At 70.1% G+C, this 16,164-nt stretch carries 16 protein-coding genes; 6 read left to right on the forward strand and 10 right to left on the reverse strand.

Annotation, left to right across the window (positions count from 1 at the left end; all coding sequences use genetic code 11):
• Positions 1-65: 65 nt before the first annotated feature.
• Together eda and edd are read right to left on the reverse strand one after the other, a co-directional pair.
• Positions 66-704 carry a bifunctional 4-hydroxy-2-oxoglutarate aldolase/2-dehydro-3-deoxy-phosphogluconate aldolase gene (gene eda, locus ABTZ99_RS28630; RefSeq protein WP_499615485.1) on the reverse strand — a complete coding sequence of 213 codons (639 nt, stop codon included), beginning with the start codon at positions 702-704 and terminating at the stop codon, positions 66-68.
• Positions 701-2,566, reverse strand: coding sequence for a phosphogluconate dehydratase (gene edd, locus ABTZ99_RS28635; protein WP_499615488.1), 1,866 nt, complete (start codon positions 2,564-2,566; stop codon positions 701-703). Before edd ends, eda begins: the two co-directional genes overlap by 4 nt.
• 227 nt (positions 2,567-2,793) lie before the next feature.
• Between edd and ABTZ99_RS28640 the strand changes: the two genes are divergently transcribed.
• From ABTZ99_RS28640 to ABTZ99_RS28655, 4 genes are all read left to right on the forward strand, one after another.
• Positions 2,794-3,090, forward strand: a complete 297-nt coding sequence (locus ABTZ99_RS28640; RefSeq protein ID WP_498773766.1) for an Rv0250c family protein — start codon at positions 2,794-2,796, stop codon at positions 3,088-3,090.
• A 118-nt stretch (positions 3,091-3,208) separates the two neighbouring features.
• A complete protein-coding gene (gene sdhC, locus ABTZ99_RS28645) occupies positions 3,209-3,970 on the forward strand; it encodes a succinate dehydrogenase subunit SdhC (protein WP_387488424.1) in 762 nt (253 codons plus the stop codon).
• 9 nt (positions 3,971-3,979) lie between these two features.
• Complete coding sequence (locus tag ABTZ99_RS28650) at positions 3,980-5,857, forward strand: fumarate reductase/succinate dehydrogenase flavoprotein subunit (protein ID WP_499615492.1); 1,878 nt, start codon at positions 3,980-3,982, stop codon at positions 5,855-5,857.
• Position 5,858: 1 nt separating this feature from the next.
• Complete coding sequence (locus ABTZ99_RS28655; protein WP_498773771.1) at positions 5,859-6,611, forward strand: succinate dehydrogenase/fumarate reductase iron-sulfur subunit; 753 nt, start codon at positions 5,859-5,861, stop codon at positions 6,609-6,611.
• Between the two features lie 52 nt (positions 6,612-6,663).
• Here ABTZ99_RS28655 and ABTZ99_RS28660 read toward each other — a convergent pair whose 3' ends face one another.
• The 5 genes from ABTZ99_RS28660 to ABTZ99_RS28680 all read right to left on the reverse strand — a co-directional run bounded on the left by ABTZ99_RS28660 (position 6,664) and on the right by ABTZ99_RS28680 (position 10,287).
• The gene (locus ABTZ99_RS28660; RefSeq protein ID WP_499615496.1) at positions 6,664-7,983 is read right to left on the reverse strand and encodes a hypothetical protein; all 1,320 of its coding nucleotides are present in this window, start codon (positions 7,981-7,983) and stop codon (positions 6,664-6,666) included.
• Positions 7,984-8,035: 52 nt separating this feature from the next.
• The gene (locus tag ABTZ99_RS28665; protein WP_499615499.1) at positions 8,036-9,256 is read right to left on the reverse strand and encodes an MFS transporter; all 1,221 of its coding nucleotides are present in this window, start codon (positions 9,254-9,256) and stop codon (positions 8,036-8,038) included.
• Positions 9,257-9,330: 74 nt separating this feature from the next.
• The gene (locus ABTZ99_RS28670) at positions 9,331-9,921 is read right to left on the reverse strand and encodes a TetR/AcrR family transcriptional regulator (protein ID WP_499615502.1); all 591 of its coding nucleotides are present in this window, start codon (positions 9,919-9,921) and stop codon (positions 9,331-9,333) included.
• 10 nt (positions 9,922-9,931) lie between these two features.
• A complete protein-coding gene (locus ABTZ99_RS28675; protein WP_499615540.1) occupies positions 9,932-10,171 on the reverse strand; it encodes an ADP-ribosylglycohydrolase family protein in 240 nt (79 codons plus the stop codon).
• On the reverse strand, positions 10,099-10,287 hold the full coding sequence (locus ABTZ99_RS28680; RefSeq protein WP_499615505.1) for an ADP-ribosylglycohydrolase family protein: 189 nt from the start codon (positions 10,285-10,287) through the stop codon (positions 10,099-10,101). The genes ABTZ99_RS28675 and ABTZ99_RS28680 overlap by 73 nt, the downstream gene beginning before the upstream one ends.
• Positions 10,288-10,331: 44 nt before the next feature.
• Between ABTZ99_RS28680 and ABTZ99_RS28685 the strand changes: the two genes are divergently transcribed.
• Complete coding sequence (locus tag ABTZ99_RS28685; protein WP_499615508.1) at positions 10,332-10,688, forward strand: hypothetical protein; 357 nt, start codon at positions 10,332-10,334, stop codon at positions 10,686-10,688.
• Positions 10,689-10,951: 263 nt separating this feature from the next.
• Here the strand turns inward: ABTZ99_RS28685 and ABTZ99_RS28690 are convergent, their stop codons facing one another.
• The 3 genes from ABTZ99_RS28690 to ABTZ99_RS28700 all read right to left on the reverse strand — a co-directional run bounded on the left by ABTZ99_RS28690 (position 10,952) and on the right by ABTZ99_RS28700 (position 15,232).
• Positions 10,952-13,801, reverse strand: a complete 2,850-nt coding sequence (locus ABTZ99_RS28690; protein ID WP_499615511.1) for a vitamin B12-dependent ribonucleotide reductase — start codon at positions 13,799-13,801, stop codon at positions 10,952-10,954.
• 109 nt (positions 13,802-13,910) lie between these two features.
• Positions 13,911-14,369, reverse strand: coding sequence for a transcriptional regulator NrdR (gene nrdR, locus ABTZ99_RS28695; RefSeq protein WP_033437157.1), 459 nt, complete (start codon positions 14,367-14,369; stop codon positions 13,911-13,913).
• A gap of 365 nt (positions 14,370-14,734) precedes the next feature.
• Entirely contained in the window at positions 14,735-15,232 is a 498-nt protein-coding gene (locus tag ABTZ99_RS28700) for a LysM peptidoglycan-binding domain-containing protein (protein WP_499615513.1), read from the reverse strand.
• A 242-nt stretch (positions 15,233-15,474) separates the two neighbouring features.
• Here ABTZ99_RS28700 and lexA point away from each other — a divergent pair, with 242 nt between their 5' ends.
• Positions 15,475-16,152, forward strand: a complete 678-nt coding sequence (lexA, locus tag ABTZ99_RS28705) for a transcriptional repressor LexA (RefSeq protein ID WP_238598522.1) — start codon at positions 15,475-15,477, stop codon at positions 16,150-16,152.
• The last annotated feature ends 12 nt before the right edge of the window (positions 16,153-16,164 follow it).

The raw sequence follows: 16,164 nt of genomic DNA on the forward strand, positions 1-16,164 counted from the left end.
GCACCCGGAACGCCTGGGTTCAGACCACCGGAACGCTCGGATTCAGCGCACCGGAACGTCCCGGGTCAGAGCGCCGACGCGGCCCGCGCCAGCTCTTCGATCCGCGCCCAGTCGCCGGCCACCAGCGCGTCCTTGGGCGCGAGCCACGACCCGCCGACGCACCCGACGTTCGGCAGCGCCAGGTAGTTCGGCGCGGTCGCGGGCGTGATGCCGCCGGTCGGGCAGAACCGCAGGCCGGGCAGCGGACCGCCGATGGACTTCAGGTAGTCCACCCCGCCCGCGGCCTCGGCCGGGAAGAACTTCAGCGACGTCAGCCCGCGCTCGGCCAGTCGCATCGCCTCCGACACGGTCGCCGCGCCCGGCAGGAACGGCAGCCCGGTGTCCTCGGCCGCGTCCAGCACCCGGTTGGTCGACCCCGGCGTGACGAGGAACGCCGCACCGGCCTTGGCCGCCTGCTCGGCGTGCTCCGGCGCGGTCACGGTGCCGGCGCCGATCACGATGCCCGGCACCTCCGCCGCCACCCGCTCGATCGCGGCCAGCGCGGCCGGCGTGCGCAGCGTCAGCTCGATCACCCGCACCCCGCCGCGCAGCAACGCCTCCGCCAGCGGCACGGCGTGCTCGGCGTCGTCCACGACGACGACCGGGATGACGGGGGACAGCGCGAGCAGGTCCGCCGCCGTCGCGTGAGCCGGGGCGTTGGTCACCGGGACACCTCCTGGTTGAACTGGCCTTCGAAGTGCGAGGCCGCGATCGGTCCGAACACGCTCGCGCCCCGGTCGGCGGGCCCGATCGCCCGGCGCAGCGCGGCGAACAGCTCCCGGCCCGTGCCGGTCCACGCCTGCGCGTCCGGCGGGAAGTCCACCAGATCGCGCGCGGCCAACTCCGCCGGGTCCACGAACGCCTCCAGCGTGCCGGTCTCGGCGTCCAGCCGCAGCACGTCGCCGTCACGCACGCGGGCCAGCGGACCGCCTACGGCCGCCTCCGGGGTGACCTGGATCGCGGCCGGGATCTTGCCCGACGCGCCGGACATCCGGCCGTCGGTGACCAGCGCGACCTTGAAGCCCCGGTCCATCAGCACGCCCAGCGCGGGCGTCAGCTTGTGCAGCTCGGGCATCCCGTTGGCCTGCGGGCCCTGCTGCCGCACCACCACGACCACGTCCCGCTCCAGCTCACCGGCCTGGAACGCGGCGCTGAACGCCTCCTGCGAGGTGAACACGCGCGCGGGCGCCTCCACGACCCGGTTCTCCGGCTTGACCGCCGACACCTTGATCACCGCACGGCCGAGGTTGCCCGACAGCATGCGCAGGCCGCCGTCGGCCGCGAAGGGCTCCGAGGCGGGCCGCAGCACGTCGGTGTCCAGCGAGCGCGGCGGGCCCGGCCGCCACATCAGCACGCCTTCCACCAGCACCGGCTCCTGCCGGTAGCGGTCGAGCCCGGGGCCGGCCACGGTCGTCACGTCGGCGTGCAGCAGGCCCGCGTCCAGCAGGGTGGAGACGAGGAACGGCACGCCGCCCGCGGCCTGGAAGTGGTTGATGTCCGCCGACCCGTTCGGGTAGACGCGGGCCAGCAGCGGCACCACCGAGGACAGCTCGGAGAAGTCGTCCCAGCTCAGCTCGATGCCCGCGGCCGACGCGATCGCGACCAGGTGCATGGTGTGGTTGGTCGACCCACCGGTGGCCAGCAGCGCGATCACGCCGTTGACCACGGACTTCACGTCCACCACGTGCCCGATCGGGGTGTAGTCCTCGCCCCGGCTGATCTCCACCGCGCGCCGCGCGGCCTCCTCGGTCAGCGCCTTGCGCAGCTTGGTGCCCGGCGGCACGAAGCTCGCGCCGGGCAGGTGCAGGCCCATGACCTCGACCACGAGCTGGTTGGAGTTCGCCGTGCCGTAGAACGTGCAGGTCCCGGGGCTGTGGTAGGACTGCGCCTCGGCTTCGAGCAGGTCCTCGCGGGACGCCTTGTTCTCCGCGTACAGCTGCCGCACGCGGGCCTTCTCCGAGTTCGGCAGGCCGGAGCTCATCGGGCCCGCGGGCACCAGGATCGCGGGCAGGTGCCCGAACGACAGCGCGCCGATCAGCAGGCCGGGCGTGATCTTGTCGCACACGCCGAGCAGCAGCGCCGAGTCGAACATCTCGTGCGACAGGGCGATGCCGGTGGCCATCGCGATGACCTCGCGGCTGAACAGCGAGAGCTCCATGCCCGCGCGGCCCTGGGTGATGCCGTCGCACATGGCGGGCACGCCGCCCGCGAACTGCGCCACGCCGCCGACGGCCCGGGCCGCGTCCTTGATCCACGCGGGGTACTCGTGCATCGGCTGGTGGGCGGACAGCATGTCGTTGTACGCGGACACGATCGCCACGTTCGGGCGACGCAGCGCCCGGAGGAGGTCTTTGTCACCGCCCGTGATCCCGGCGAAGCCATGGGCCAGGTTGCTGCACGCCATGTCGCGGCGGGCGGGGCCGTCTTGCTGGGCTTGGGCGAGTCGTTCCAGGTAGGCGGACCGGCCGGCGGCGCTGCGGGCGGCGATTCGAGCCGTCACTTCGGCGACGACGGGATGCACGCTCATGGTTCGCTGTCTCCGGTGGTGATCACGGGCCGTGGTGGGCCCGGTGGGACGACAGCGCTGGCGTCGCACGGACGGACGTGACAGCAGGCACAGTATGTCACGACACATGATCGTGACAAAAACGATTCAGATCCTGGGACGCGACTCGGGACACACTGTGGTTCTTGTCACAAGGGCTTCCGCTTGGCAGAGTCGGCACACGGATCGACCCGAGGGAGGTGCTGACCATGACGTCCTCCGAGATCGTGGAGCTGCGTCGGGCGCTTGGCCAACTGCGCCACTGCGTCGGCGGCCTGCGCGCGCGGTACGGCGACGTGGCCGCGGTGCAGAGGCTGGCCAACGACGTCGAGCGCATGGACATCGACGCGACCGAGCTGGCGGAACTGGACAGCACGCCACGGCCGCGTGAAGCGCCTCGGGTCGAGAGGGAGGTCGTCGTCGTCCCGGACACGCCGTACGACCCGAAGCTGTGGCACGACGCCGACGACGAAGGACTCGGCGGCTACCGCAGTCACCGAACCTGAGCTGAGGAGAGGACCGGCCCCCGCGTGCGAACGCGGGGGCCGCTCCCGTTTCAGGGCCGGTGATGTGTCCCAAACCACAATGTGTCCCGCACCACAACGACGTGGAACGAGGTGAGGTATGAGGGCGCAGATCGCCCAGCGCACGTTGCGCACAGACCGGTGGTGGCTACCGCCGCTGGCGACGTTCGCGGGCCTGCTCCTGATTTCGATCTACGCGGCCGTGCGGACCTTCATGGGCGACTACTACTGGGTGGACGAGTACCGCTACCTGACGCCCATGTACTCGCCGTGCCTGACCGAGGAGTGCCTGCCGAACGCGGCGCACTTCGGCCGCCTGCTGCCCGAGCTGCCGGGGTTCCTCACCCCGCCGGTGATCATCATCCCGTTCCTGCTCGGCTTCCGGGTGACCTGCTACTACTACCGCAAGGCGTACTACCGGGCGGCGTGGATGTCCCCGCCCGCGTGCGCGGTGGCCGAGCCGCACGCCAAGTACACCGGTGAGACCCGCTTCCCGCTCATCGCGCAGAACCTGCACCGGTACTTCTTCTACGCGGCGTCGCTCCTGCTGCTGATCAACATCTACGACGCGGTCTTCGCGTTCAGCACCGGCATCGGCCTGGGCAACATCGTGCTGCTGGTCAACGTCGGCCTGCTCGGCGCGTACACGCTGTCGTGCCACTCGTGCCGCCACATCGCGGGCGGGCGGCTGAAGCACTTCTCCAAGCACCCGGTCCGGTACTGGGCGTGGACGCAGATCTCCAAGCTCAACGCCAGGCACATGCAGCTGGCGTGGGCCTCGCTCATCTTCGTCTGCGTCACGGACCTCTACGTCGCGCTGGTCGCCTCCGGGACGATCGCCGACCTCCGATTCGTCAACTGAGGAGTGGTTTTGCCCGAGCTGGAACGGCATTCGTTCGACGTGCTCGTGATCGGTGCCGGCGGTGCGGGGTTGCGCGCCGCGATCGAGGCCCGTGAACACGGGATGCGCACGGCGGTGCTGTGCAAGTCGTTGTTCGGCAAGGCCCACACGGTGATGGCCGAGGGCGGCATCGCCGCGGCCATGGGCAACGTGAACTCGAACGACAACTGGCAGGTGCACTTCCGCGACACCATGCGCGGCGGGAAGTTCCTGAACAACTGGCGGATGGCCGAGCTGCACGCCAAGGAGGCGCCCGACCGGGTCTGGGAGCTGGAGACCTACGGCGCGCTGTTCGACCGCACCAAGGACGGTCGGATCAGCCAGCGCAACTTCGGCGGCCACGAGTACCCGCGCCTCGCGCACGTCGGCGACCGCACCGGGCTGGAGCTGATCCGCAGCCTCCAGCAGAAGGTCGTGTCGCTGCAGCAGGACGACCACGCCGAGACCGGCGACTACGAGTCGCGGCTGAAGGTGTTCCAGGAGTTCACCGTCACCGACCTGGTGCTCGACGACGGCAAGGTGGCCGGCGCGTTCGGCTACTGGCGCGAGTCAGGCCGGTTCGTGCTGTTCGAGGCGCCCGCCGTGGTGCTCGCGACCGGCGGCATCGGCAAGTCGTTCAAGGTCACGTCGAACTCGTGGGAGTACACCGGCGACGGCCACGCGCTGGCCCTGCGCGCGGGCGCGTCCCTGATCAACATGGAGTTCGTGCAGTTCCACCCGACCGGCATGGTCTGGCCGCCGTCGGTGAAGGGGATCCTGGTCACCGAGTCGGTCCGCGGTGACGGCGGCGTGCTGCGCAACTCCGACGGCAAGCGGTTCATGTTCGACTACATCCCCGAGGTGTTCAAGGACAAGTACGCCGACAACGAGGCCGAGGCCGACCGCTGGTACGCCGACCCCGGCAAGAACCGGCGGCCACCGGAGCTGCTGCCGCGCGACGAGGTGGCGCGTGCCATCAACTCCGAGGTCAAGGCCGGTCGCGGGTCCGAGCACGGCGGCGTGTTCCTGGACGTGTCCACGCGCCTGCCCGCCGAGGAGATCATGCGGCGGCTGCCGTCGATGCACCACCAGTTCAAGGAGCTGGCGGACGTCGACATCACCGCGCAGCCGATGGAGGTCGGGCCGACCTGCCACTACGTGATGGGCGGCGTGCAGGTCGACCCGGACACGGGCGCGTCGTCGGTGCCGGGGCTGTTCGCGGCGGGCGAGGTGTCCGGCGGGATGCACGGCTCGAACCGGCTCGGCGGCAACTCGTTGTCCGACCTGCTGGTGTTCGGTCGCCGTGCGGGCGCGGGCGCGTCGGACTACGTGGCGGGGCTGCCCGCCCGGCCGGTGTGCTCGGACGAGGCCGTCGCCGAGGCGGAGCGGACGGCCGTGGCGCCGTTCTCCGGTTCCGACGGTGGCGGCGAGAACCCGTACACGCTGCACATGGAGTTGCAGCAGGCGATGAACGACCTGGTCGGCATCATCCGCAAGGCCGAGGAGATGGACCAGGCGATCAAGCGCCTGGAGGAGCTGAAGCGGCGCGCCGCGACCCTGGTGGTCGAGGGGCACCGGCAGTTCAACCCCGGCTGGCACCTGGCGCTCGACCTGCGGAACATGCTCGTGGTCAGCGAGTGCGTGGCGCGTGCCGCGCTGCTGCGCACGGAGAGCCGCGGCGGGCACACGCGGGACGACTACCCGGGCATGGACGCCGACTGGCGGCGCAAGCTGCTGGTGTGCACGCTCTCCGGCTCCTCGGTCGAGGTGGTGGAGGAGCCGCAGATCCCGATCCGGGCGGACCTGCTGGCCTTGTTCGAGCACAGCGAGCTGCAGAAGTACCTGACCGCCGACGAGCTGGAGGGCTGACATGGGGTACCAGGGGCACTTCCGGGTGTGGCGCGGTTCGGACGAGGGCGGTGGTCTGGAGGACTTCACCGTCGAGGTCAACGAGGGTGAGGTCGTCCTCGACGTGATCCACCGGTTGCAGGCGACGCAGACGCCCGACCTGGCCGTGCGGTGGAACTGCAAGGCGGGCAAGTGCGGGTCGTGCTCGGCGGAGATCAACGGCAAGCCAAGGCTGCTGTGCATGACGCGGATGTCGGTGTTCGCGGAGGACGAGACGGTGACCGTGACGCCGATGCGCACGTTCCCGGTGATCCGCGACCTGGTCACGGACGTCTCGTACAACTACCAGAAGGCACGTGAGGTCCCCGCGTTCAAGCCGCCGAAGGGCGTGGCGCCGGGGGAGTACCGGATGCAGCAGGTCGACGTGGAGCGCTCGCAGGAGTTCCGCAAGTGCATCGAGTGCTTCCTGTGCAACAACACGTGCCACGTGATCCGCGACCACGAGGAGAACAAGGAGTCGTTCGCCGGGCCGCGGTTCCTGATGCGGGTGGCCGAGCTGGAGATGCACCCGCTCGACGAGGCCGACCGGGTGCAGGAGGCGCAGTCGTCGCACGGCCTGGGGCTGTGCAACATCACGAAGTGCTGCACGGAGGTGTGCCCGGAGCACATCAAGATCACCGACAACGCGTTGATCCCGATGAAGGAACGCGTGGCCGACCGGCGTTACGACCCGATCGTCTGGCTGGGCAACAAGCTGTTCCGCAACAAGGCCTGACACCGGACCTGCGTCGCGCCGCACGACGGTGGCGCGACGCGGGTCCCGGTCGTCAGGCGACGCGGACCCGCTCGCTGAGCAGCGGCCGGTAGTGGTCGGTCAGGCCGGGGTAGCGGGCGCGCCACAGGCCGGCGGGCTGGTCCGGCACGGTGGCCGAGAAGGCGTAGCCGCCGGAGCTGTGGTACTCGGCGTTCGGCACGGTCGCGACCGTGGTCCACGTGTCGGTGCCCGCGGCGCGGAACTGGATCTCGACCGGTATCGGGTACGGCGTGCTTGCGCCGAACCGGAGCAGGCCGCTCGCGGTGACGGCGCCGGACGCGTCCCGGGCGGCGGTGAAGGCGGCGAACTCCACCGGCTGGTAGACCACGACGTCCGCGGTCGTGGCGCCGGTGGAGATGAAGATGTCCTCGAACGGGCTGAACACCTCGAACTTGCCGGTGGCCGGCGGCGTGGTGGGCAGCCGGAAGCGGCCGTCGGCGTCGGTGGTCGCGGTGCCCAGGAACGTGTGGCAGACGGTCTGGTAGTAGTAGCAGAACCACACGTGCACCGGTTGGCCCGCCGCCGGCTGCCGCCCGCCGGGCGCCTCCCAGGTCACCCGCCCGGACAGCACGGTCTCCTCGCCGCGGTCGACCCGCCCCGGCTCGACGCGGGTCGTGATGGTGGAGGGCGAGGGCGTCGGGGTCACGGTGATCGTGTGGGTGCCCGCGCGCAGCATGCCGTCCCTGCTGTGGAACGTGGCCTCCACGAATCCGATGTCCTCGTAGAACGCGTCCTGGTCCATCGGCAGGGTGACGCGGTAGGACCCGTCGGCCGCGGTGGTCGCCTCGACGCGGTGGCCGCCGTACACGTTGCTCAGGGCGATGGCGGCGTTCGCGATGGGCTTGACCTCGCGGGTGGCCGGCCAGCGGCCGGTCAGCGCGCCGTGCACGTCGACCGAACGGCGCGCGTAGGTGGCGGTGGGGTCGTCCGAGACGAACGTGAGCGTCGTGTCGACGTAGTAGGACAGCGCGCCCTCTTGCGCGCGCGGGGTGCTGACGCCGGCCGCGTCGGTGGCCTCCACGTCGACGCGGTAGCCGCCGAGCTGGTCCAGTCGCAGCGGCGCGGGCGTGTGCCAGACGCCGTCGGCCGCGGTGCCGGAGTGCAGCACGAACTCGTCGACGACGGCCACGTCCTGCCCCGTCGCGTACGACACGACGTAGGCGCGCAGCGAGGCGATGCCGGCGTCTGCGGTCGCGGAGATCTCCAGCGTGCCGAGGTCTCCGGTGGCGCTGTGGGCCCACCGAATGTTCGGTCCGGCGGCGGCGTGGGCGGTGGTGGTGACGGGCAGCGCGGCCAGTGCGAGCACGGCGACGGCCAAGGCGGATCTTCGCATGTGTCGATCTCCCCCACTTCTCGGTGCGGCCCCCACAGCCGCTTGGGGGACTTTAAGACGCGCGCCCACGTGCACTGCGGACTTCGGCGGGAGTGGGTCCGTCCGGCGCAAGGGCCTTGTCCGGCCTCCGCGCGGCTGCGGTCCACCGCCGCACGTCGGGGATCAGGGTGCCGAGGCCGAGCACCGCGAGCACCGCGCCCAGCCACAACGGCGCGCGCAGGCCGTGGTCGGCGATGAGCAGGCCGCCCAGCCACGACCCGATGATGATGCCGGAGGTGATGAACGACCCGTGCACGGTGTTGACCAGCGCGCCGGTGTTGCCCGTGCGCTGGACGCGGGTCACCAGCGCGGGGTTCATCGTGACTCCGACCAGGCCGATGCCGAGCAGGCTCACCACGGCGGGCGCCTTCTCGTCGGCGAAGAGGGCGAAGGTGGTGAGGAAGAGGGCGTTGAGCGCCAGTCCGGCGAGCAGGGCGGGCAGCGCGTGGCGGTCGGCGAGCCGGCCGACCACGTGGTTGCCGAGGAGCGTCGCCGCGCCGTAGGCGATGAGCAGCAACGGGACCGTGCTCGTGGCGAAGCCGGTGACCTCGGTCAGGATCGGGTTGGCGTAGCTGAACGCGGCGAACGTCGCGCCGATGACGCACGTGCTGGTGGACAGCACGAGCCACAGCCTCGGCCGGACGACGGCGCGCAGTTCGGCGCGCACGGTCGTGTCGCCGCCGGCGCGGTCCAGCCGCGGCACGCCCGCGAGCGTGCCGGCGGCGGCCACGACGGTGAGCGCGGCGATGCCCCAGAACGCCGCGCGCCAGCCGAGGTGCGCGCCGAGGAACGTGGCCAGCGGCAGGCCGAGGAGCGTGCCGAGCATCAGTCCGTTGAGGACGGTCGCGGTCGCGCGCCCGCGCAGGTTCTCCGCGACCAGGGCGGAGGTCACCGAGAGCGCCACGCCGAAGAACGCCTGCGCCGCCGCGCCGGTGACGACGCGGGCGGTGACCATCACGCCGTACTCGGTGGCCGTGGCGGCGAGGACGTTGCCGGCGAGGAAGACGGCGAACAGCGCCATCAGCGCGGGCTTGGGCCGGAGCCGGAGCATCAGCACGGTGAGCAGCGGGCCGCCGACGGCCATCGCGGCGGCGAACGCGGTGATCAGGTAGCCGATCTCGGGGATGGTGACGTGCAGGCCGGCGGCCATCTGCGGCATCAGGCCGGCGACGACGAACTCGCTGGTGACCATGGTGAAGATGCCGAGGGCGAGCAGGTGGACGACACGGGGCATGTCGGGGTGCTCCTATTTGTATTGATCTGTCCAAAATGCGGGCGCGCGTGATCGCCTTGGTCTTCCCAGGGTTGCTAGAGGGCTTGCCGGGCGGTGTCCGCGATGGCGTTCAACGTGGGGATGTCCGCGCCGCCCTGGCCTGCGACCCGGATGCCCGCGATGACGGCGTTGACGAACCGCGCCAACTCCGCCGGGTCGCGCCCGGACCTGAACTCACCGTCCCGCAGGCCGGTCGCGATGACCGCCCGGAGCGCGTCGAGCCTGCGCCGCTGGTCGTGCTCGACCAGTTCGGCGGCCTCGGGGTCGCGCCCGGCCAGCTCCACGGTCGTGTTGACGGTCAGGCAGCCGATCCCGCGATCGTCCCGCCGGTTCTCCACCTCGCCCGCGATGATCGCGTCGAACAGGTCGCGCAGGCGTCTGCCGGGCGACCGCGTCTCGTCTTCGAGCAGCGCGATCTGGTTGTCGGTCATCAGCTCGGTGTAGCGGACGAGGGCGCGCTTGAAGAGCTCGTGCTTGCTGCTGAAGGTGTTGTAGATGCTGCTGCGCCCCAACCCGGTGGCGCGGCACAGGTCTTCGGTGGACGTGGCCTCGTAGCCGTTCGCCCAGAACGTGCGCATGGCGGCGTCGAGCGCCTGCTCCTCGTCGAACTCCTTGGGTCGGGGCACGGGGGAGACGTTAGCAGGTTTTGGAACGGCCCATACAAAACCCGGGGGTGCGCCCGGATCGGCGCACGAGTCCCACCGGCACGACGCGCATGGTCGCGCCGCAGCCCTTCGAGGAGGCGCCGGTGGCTTCCCGCCACGGCAACCCGGCGGCCAACCTCTCGCACGCCTGCGAGCACGTCATGCCGGGCGCGCGGTTGTTGTCCGGCGACTCCCACCACCGCGCGAAGTGCTCCCGCAACGCGTCCGCGATACCGTCCCGCCCACGCCGTAGCGGTGCTCGATCTCGGCGACGTCCATGAACTCGGTGGGCGCACCCAACGCGTCGCCGAACGCCAATCCCGACAACGCGCCACTGGCTTTCGTCACGGCCGCATCGCAGGTGCGGACCGTGTTGGCGGCGTGGAAAACCGGTGCTGTCCGAGGCCTGCCGCGTGCCGGTCAGTCAGCTCGCTGAAGTGGCTGTGAGCAGATCTGACTCGACTCACAGCCACTCAGCGCGGCGTCAGTGGTTGACTGGCGCCTCCGTCACGAACTACTTCTTCGCGGGGGTCTGTGCCAACGTGCTGGCTGCAGCCGACTTCTCCGCTTTGGTCGACGACGGGTCGCCAAGCACCTTGCCGGCATTCGACGCCGCCTTCGGGCCGGTCTGCCCCTTGCTGCTCGGCGCCTGGGAAAGCGCGCTGGCCGCTGCCGACTTCTCGGCAGCCGTCGACTTGTGGTTCGACAGCACCTTGCTTGCCTTCGAGGCCGCGTTCGGGCCGGTCTGACCGCGGTTGCCGCGAGTCATGGCTGTCACATCCTTGATTCTCGATTTGTGATCGCAGCCAGACCGTGGTCGCATAGTGGTTCTCACGCCGCAGTCGCGACCTCGGTCTGGCTGCACCGAACGCCCGGCCCTTCAGAGGCCGGGCGTTCGTCGTTCCGGCGCCTCTTGCGCCGGTACGTATCGCACATGAGGGCTGGGACGCAGCGGTCCCAGCCCTCATGTCGCTGTTGAGTTGTGATCAGCGCGTCACCGCACGTCGAACGATCAGCTGCAGCCCGAGGTGGAGCCGCAGCCCTCGCACAGGTAGCACGAGCCGGCCGGGCGCATCTTCGTGCCGCACGTCATGCACAGCGGCGCGTCGGCGGCCTTGCCCAGGTGCAGTTCGAGCAGTTCCGTGGAGCTGCCGACCCTGACGTCCTGCGGCTTGGACTTCTTCTCCTCCGGCGCAGGCGTGGTCGAGGTGGCCGGAGCCGCGTCGACCGACGTGCGCAGGCCCTCCAGGTCCACGTCGCCGTTGCCGTAGTCGGACGAGACCTGCGCGGTGCGCTCGTCGGCGGTGAAGATGCCGAGCTGCGCCCGCTTCTCGAACGGCAGGTAGTCCAGCGCCAGGCGGCGGAACAGGTAGTCCAGGACGCTGGTCGCGATGCGGACGTCCGGGTCGTCCGTCATCCCCGCCGGCTCGAAGCGCAGGTTCTGGAACTTCGAGACGTAGAACTCCAGCGGGATGCCGTACTGCAGGCCCACCGAGATGGACATGGAGAACGCGTCCATCACGCCGGCCAGCGTCGAGCCCTGCTTGCCCAGCTTGACGAAGATCTCGCCGAGGCCGTCGTCCGGGTACGACCCGGCGTGCAGGTAGCCCTCCGCGCCGCCCACCGTGAACGACACCGTCTGCGACGGGCGCTTCTTCGGCAGCCGCTTGCGCACCGGGCGGTACTCCACGACCGTCTCGGTCTTGGCCTCCACCGCCGAGGACGCCTTGGCCGACTTGCCCGCCGACAGCGGCTGGCCGACCTTGCAGTTGTCGCGGTAGATCGCCAGCGCCTTCAGGCCGAGCTTCCAGCCCTGGTAGTAGATCTCCTCGACCTCCTCGACGGTCGCCGTCTCCGGCATGTTCACCGTCTTGGAGATCGCGCCCGAGATGAACGGCTGCACCGCGGCCATCATCCGCACGTGGCCCATCGGCGCGATCGAGCGGTCGCCCATGGCGCAGTCGAACACCTCGTAGTGCTCGGGCTTGAGGCCCGGCGCGTCCACCACGTGGCCGTGCTCGCCGATGTACTCGACGATCGCCTCGATCTGCTCCTGCTGGTAGCCCAGCACCTTCAGCGCCCGCGGCACGGTCTGGTTGACGATCTGCATCGAGCCGCCGCCGACCAGCTTCTTGAACTTCACCAGCGCCAGGTCCGGCTCGATGCCGGTGGTGTCGCAGTCCATCATCAGGCCGATGGTGCCGGTGGGCGCGAGCACGCTGGCCTGCGCGTTGCGCCAGCCGTTGCGGGCGCCGATGCGCTGGCACTCCTGCCACGCCTTGGTCGCGACCTTCTGCACCGCGCCGTCGTTCGCGTGGTACGTGCGCAGCATGTCGTTGGCGGCCGAGTGCTTGCGGATGACCCGCTGGTGACCCTCGGCGTTGCGGGCGTAGCCCTCGTACGGGCCGACGATGCCCGCCAGCTCGGCGGACCGCTTGTACGCCACGGCCTGCATCAGGGACGTGATCGCGGCGGCCAGCGCGCGGCCACCCTCGGAGTCGTACGCGTGACCGGTCGCCATGAGCAGCGCGCCCAGGTTCGCGTAGCCGATGCCCAGCTGGCGGAACGCGCGGGTCGTCTCGCCGATCGCGGGCGTCGGGAAGTCCGCGAAGCAGATCGAGATGTCCATCGCGGTGATGATCAGCTCGACGGACTTGGCGAACAGCTCCGCGTTGAACGTGCCGTCGTCGGAGAGGAACTTCATCAGGTTCAACGACGCCAGGTTGCAGCTGGAGTTGTCCAGGTGCATGTACTCCGAGCACGGGTTCGAGGCCGTGATCCGGCCCGACTCCGGCGTGGTGTGCCAGTCGTTGATCGTGCCGTCGTACTGGATGCCCGGGTCGGCGCACTCCCACGCGGCCTGCGCCAGCTTGCGGAACAGGTCCTTCGCGTCGACGTGCTCGATGATCTCGCCGGTCTGGCGGGCGCGCAGGCCGAACTGCCCGCCGTTCTCGTAGGCGTGCATGAACTCGTCCGACACGCGGATCGAGTTGTTCGCGTTCTGGTACTGCACGGACACGATGTCCTTGCCGCCCAGGTCCATGTCGAACCCGGCGTCGCGCAGCGCGCGGACCTTGTCCTCTTCCCGCGCCTTGGTCTGGATGAACTCCTCGACGTCCGGGTGGTCGACGTCCAGCACGACCATCTTCGCCGCACGGCGGGTCGCGCCGCCGGACTTGATGGTGCCCGCGGACGCGTCGGCGCCGCGCATGAACGACACCGGGCCGGACGCCGTGCCGCCGGAGGACAGCAGCTCCTTCGACGAGCGGATGCGCGAGAGGTTCAGGCCCGCGCCGGAGCCGCCCTTGAAGATCAGGCCCTCCTCGCGGTACCAGTTCAGGATCGACTCCATCGTGTCGTCGACCGACAGGATGAAGCAGGCGCTGACCTGCTGCGGCGAGCTCGTGCCCACGTTGAACCAGACCGGCGAGTTGAAGCTGAACACCTGGTGCAGCAGCATCCAGGTCAGCTCGTGCTCGTAGATCTCGGCGTCCTCGGCGGTGGTGAAGTAGCCGTGCTTGACGCCCGCCTCGACGTAGGTCTTCACCACGCGGTCGATGAGCTGGCGCAGGCTGTGCTCGCGCTGCGGCGTGCCCACCGCGCCGCGGAAGTACTTGCTGGTGACGATGTTGGTGGCGTTGACCGACCAGAAGTCGGGGAACTCGACGCCCCGCTGCTCGAAGTTCACCGAGCCGTCGCGCCAGTTCGTCATCACGACGTCGCGGTGCTCCCAGGTGACCTCGTCATAGGGGTGCGTGCCCGTGGTGGTGTAGACGCGCTCCACCTTCAGCTTGGCGTTCTTGTCCCCCGCGCCGTTGCGGGCGGCCGTCTTCTTGCTGGAGCCACCGACGGTCTCCGTCATTCCGACTTCCTCATTCCGTTTCACGAGTTCTCGACGTCCGATGCGCGACCCACGTCCGGGCTCCCCCCGTCCGAGCCGGTCAGGCGCAGTTGTCTTGCGTCGCGTCCGCTCAGTCGTCCGTGAGCTGGGCGGTGCGAAGATCGGCGATCTCCTTCTCGAAGTCCTCGACGGACGAGAAGGAGCGGTAGACGGAGGCGAACCGCAGGTAGGCCACCTCGTCCAGGTCGCGCAGGGGGCCGAGGATGGCCAGGCCCACCTCGTGGCTCGGGATCTCGGCGTTGCCGCCCGAGCGGATGGACTCCTCGACGCGGTGCGCGAGCTGTTGCAGGGCGTCCTCGTCGACCGGGCGGCCCTGGCACGCACGGCGCACGCCGTTGACGACCTTGTCGCGGCTGAACGGCTCGGTGACGCCGGAGCGCTTGACCACCGCGAGCACGGCTTCCTCCACGGTGGTGAACCGGCGACCGCAGCTGGAGCAGGAGCGCCGGCGGCGGATCACCTGGCCCTCGTCGACCTCCCGCGAGTCGACCACACGAGAGTCGGCGTTGCGGCAGAACGGGCATCGCACGGCTGGTCTCCCCTCCTCCGCGCAGCATCCATCGCGTTAGCCCTCATGGCGGGGAATACCCCAACCTGTGGACTAACTACGTTGGTGTAACCACTAGATGTAGGGGTCAACCTATGCCCGGACCCTACTGCTCCGCAACTCAACACGCGTGTCCCGGACCACTCGATGGGAGGAACGCGCGCTGGGCGACGCACCGGTCACGGACCGCCCTCGGACCCGTCGCAGGTCACCGCCGATTCGCGAACGCAAACGCGCGGGTCGAACGCTCGCGCCCACCGCGTCGAACGCTCAGGACCCCCGAGTTCACCGTTCCGGATGTTGAAACTCGGGGGTCCTGAAGGTTCGACGCGCGCGAGGGGGAGGGGTCAGGGGGTGCCGTGGGGGACGACCAGGGACTGGCCGGGGACCACGTCGGTGCCGGGGAGGGAGTTCAGCTCGCGGATGCGGGAGACCACGGCGTCCGGGTCGCTGGCGGGTGCGCTGCGTTCGGCCACGTCCCACAGCGACTCGCCCACCTGGACGTGCACGACGTTGGTCCGTTCGGGGACGGTGGTGGCGCCGGAGGTGTACAGGAAGAGCAGGCTCAGCAGGCCGGCGAAGACGGCCGCGACCGCCGAGTACGCGATGAACTGGACGGCGGGGTGGCGCTGCGGCCGGACCTCGCAGGCGACCGGCTCGGGCGCGGTGCGGCGCACGGCGAGCGGGCGGGGGCGGGTCGACGGGCGGCGGTTGTCCTTATCGTGTACGTCGAACCGGCGGAGGACCCGTGGTCCGGGTCGCAGTCCCGCGCCGAGTGCGACATCCTCGGCACCGGCGCCGTCGACCAGTTCGAAGCTGTTACGGGTGCCAATGACCACCGCCATGATGTCCTCCAACGCAGGTCATCCGATCATGATCGAACCTGTGTTCGATCGAACGTCCGTGCGAATGTGTACCACTTCGCCGGGCGAAATCGCTAGGACACGCCGAGGTTTACTTCGAACAGGTGTTTGATCTGGACACGGAACGCGACTACCGTCCACAAGTGAAGATCGTCGGAGAAGCCGGCCTGGGCAATCGGGACCGGTGAGGAGGAAGCACCGTGGCACGCAAGACCAGCGAAGACCTGCGCACCGCCGATGTGCCCTCCGCGCCCGAACCGGCGGACATCGCGGGCAACGCCGGGCTCACCCTGCGCCAGCGCAAGGTGCTCGACGTGATCCGCGACTGGCTCGACCGGTTCGGCTACCCGCCCAGCGTGCGTGAGATCGGGGAGGCGGTCGGCCTGACCTCCACCTCCTCGGTCGCCCACCAGCTGCGCGCGCTGGAGCGGAAGGGGTACCTGCGTCGCGACCCGAACCGGCCGCGCGCGGTGGGCGTGCTGCCCGCCGAGATCGTGACCGGCCTCGACCCGGCGTCCAAGCCGACGCCCGCGTACGTGCCCATGCTGGGCCGCATCGCGGCCGGTGGGCCGATCCTGGCGGAAGAGGCCATCGAGGACGTGTTCCCGCTGCCGCGCGAGATCGTCGGCGAGGGTGACGTGTTCCTGCTGAAGGTCGTCGGCGACTCGATGGTGGACGCCGCCATCACCGACGGCGACTGGGTGGTCGTCCGCCAGCAGCCGACGGCGGACAACGGCGAGGTGGTGGCCGCGATGATCGACGGCGAGGCCACCGTGAAGACGTTCAAGCGCAAGGAGGACGGGCACGTGTGGCTGATGCCGCACAACGCGGCCTACCAGCCCATCCCCGGTGACGACGCGTCGATCCTGGGCAAGGTCGTCGCCGTCCTGCGCAGGCTCTAGGCGGGCACTGGC

Source organism: Actinosynnema sp. NPDC002837 (assembly GCF_040295345.1).
In the GTDB taxonomy this organism is placed as follows: domain Bacteria; phylum Actinomycetota; class Actinomycetes; order Mycobacteriales; family Pseudonocardiaceae; genus Actinosynnema.

Bases quoted from the DNA above. Each gene is read 5' to 3' on its own strand.
- edd (WP_499615488.1), bottom strand. From the start codon at position 2,566: ATGAGCGTGCATCCCGTCGTCGCCGAAGTGACGGCTCGAATCGCCGCC.
- ABTZ99_RS28640 (WP_498773766.1), top strand. From the start codon at position 2,794: ATGACGTCCTCCGAGATCGTGGAGCTGCGTCGGGCGCTTGGCCAACTG.
- sdhC (WP_387488424.1), top strand. From the start codon at position 3,209: ATGAGGGCGCAGATCGCCCAGCGCACGTTGCGCACAGACCGGTGGTGG.
- ABTZ99_RS28655 (WP_498773771.1), top strand. From the start codon at position 5,859: ATGGGGTACCAGGGGCACTTCCGGGTGTGGCGCGGTTCGGACGAGGGC.
- ABTZ99_RS28660 (WP_499615496.1), bottom strand. From the start codon at position 7,983: ATGCGAAGATCCGCCTTGGCCGTCGCCGTGCTCGCACTGGCCGCGCTG.
- ABTZ99_RS28665 (WP_499615499.1), bottom strand. From the start codon at position 9,256: ATGCCCCGTGTCGTCCACCTGCTCGCCCTCGGCATCTTCACCATGGTC.
- ABTZ99_RS28690 (WP_499615511.1), bottom strand. From the start codon at position 13,801: ATGACGGAGACCGTCGGTGGCTCCAGCAAGAAGACGGCCGCCCGCAAC.
- ABTZ99_RS28700 (WP_499615513.1), bottom strand. From the start codon at position 15,232: ATGGCGGTGGTCATTGGCACCCGTAACAGCTTCGAACTGGTCGACGGC.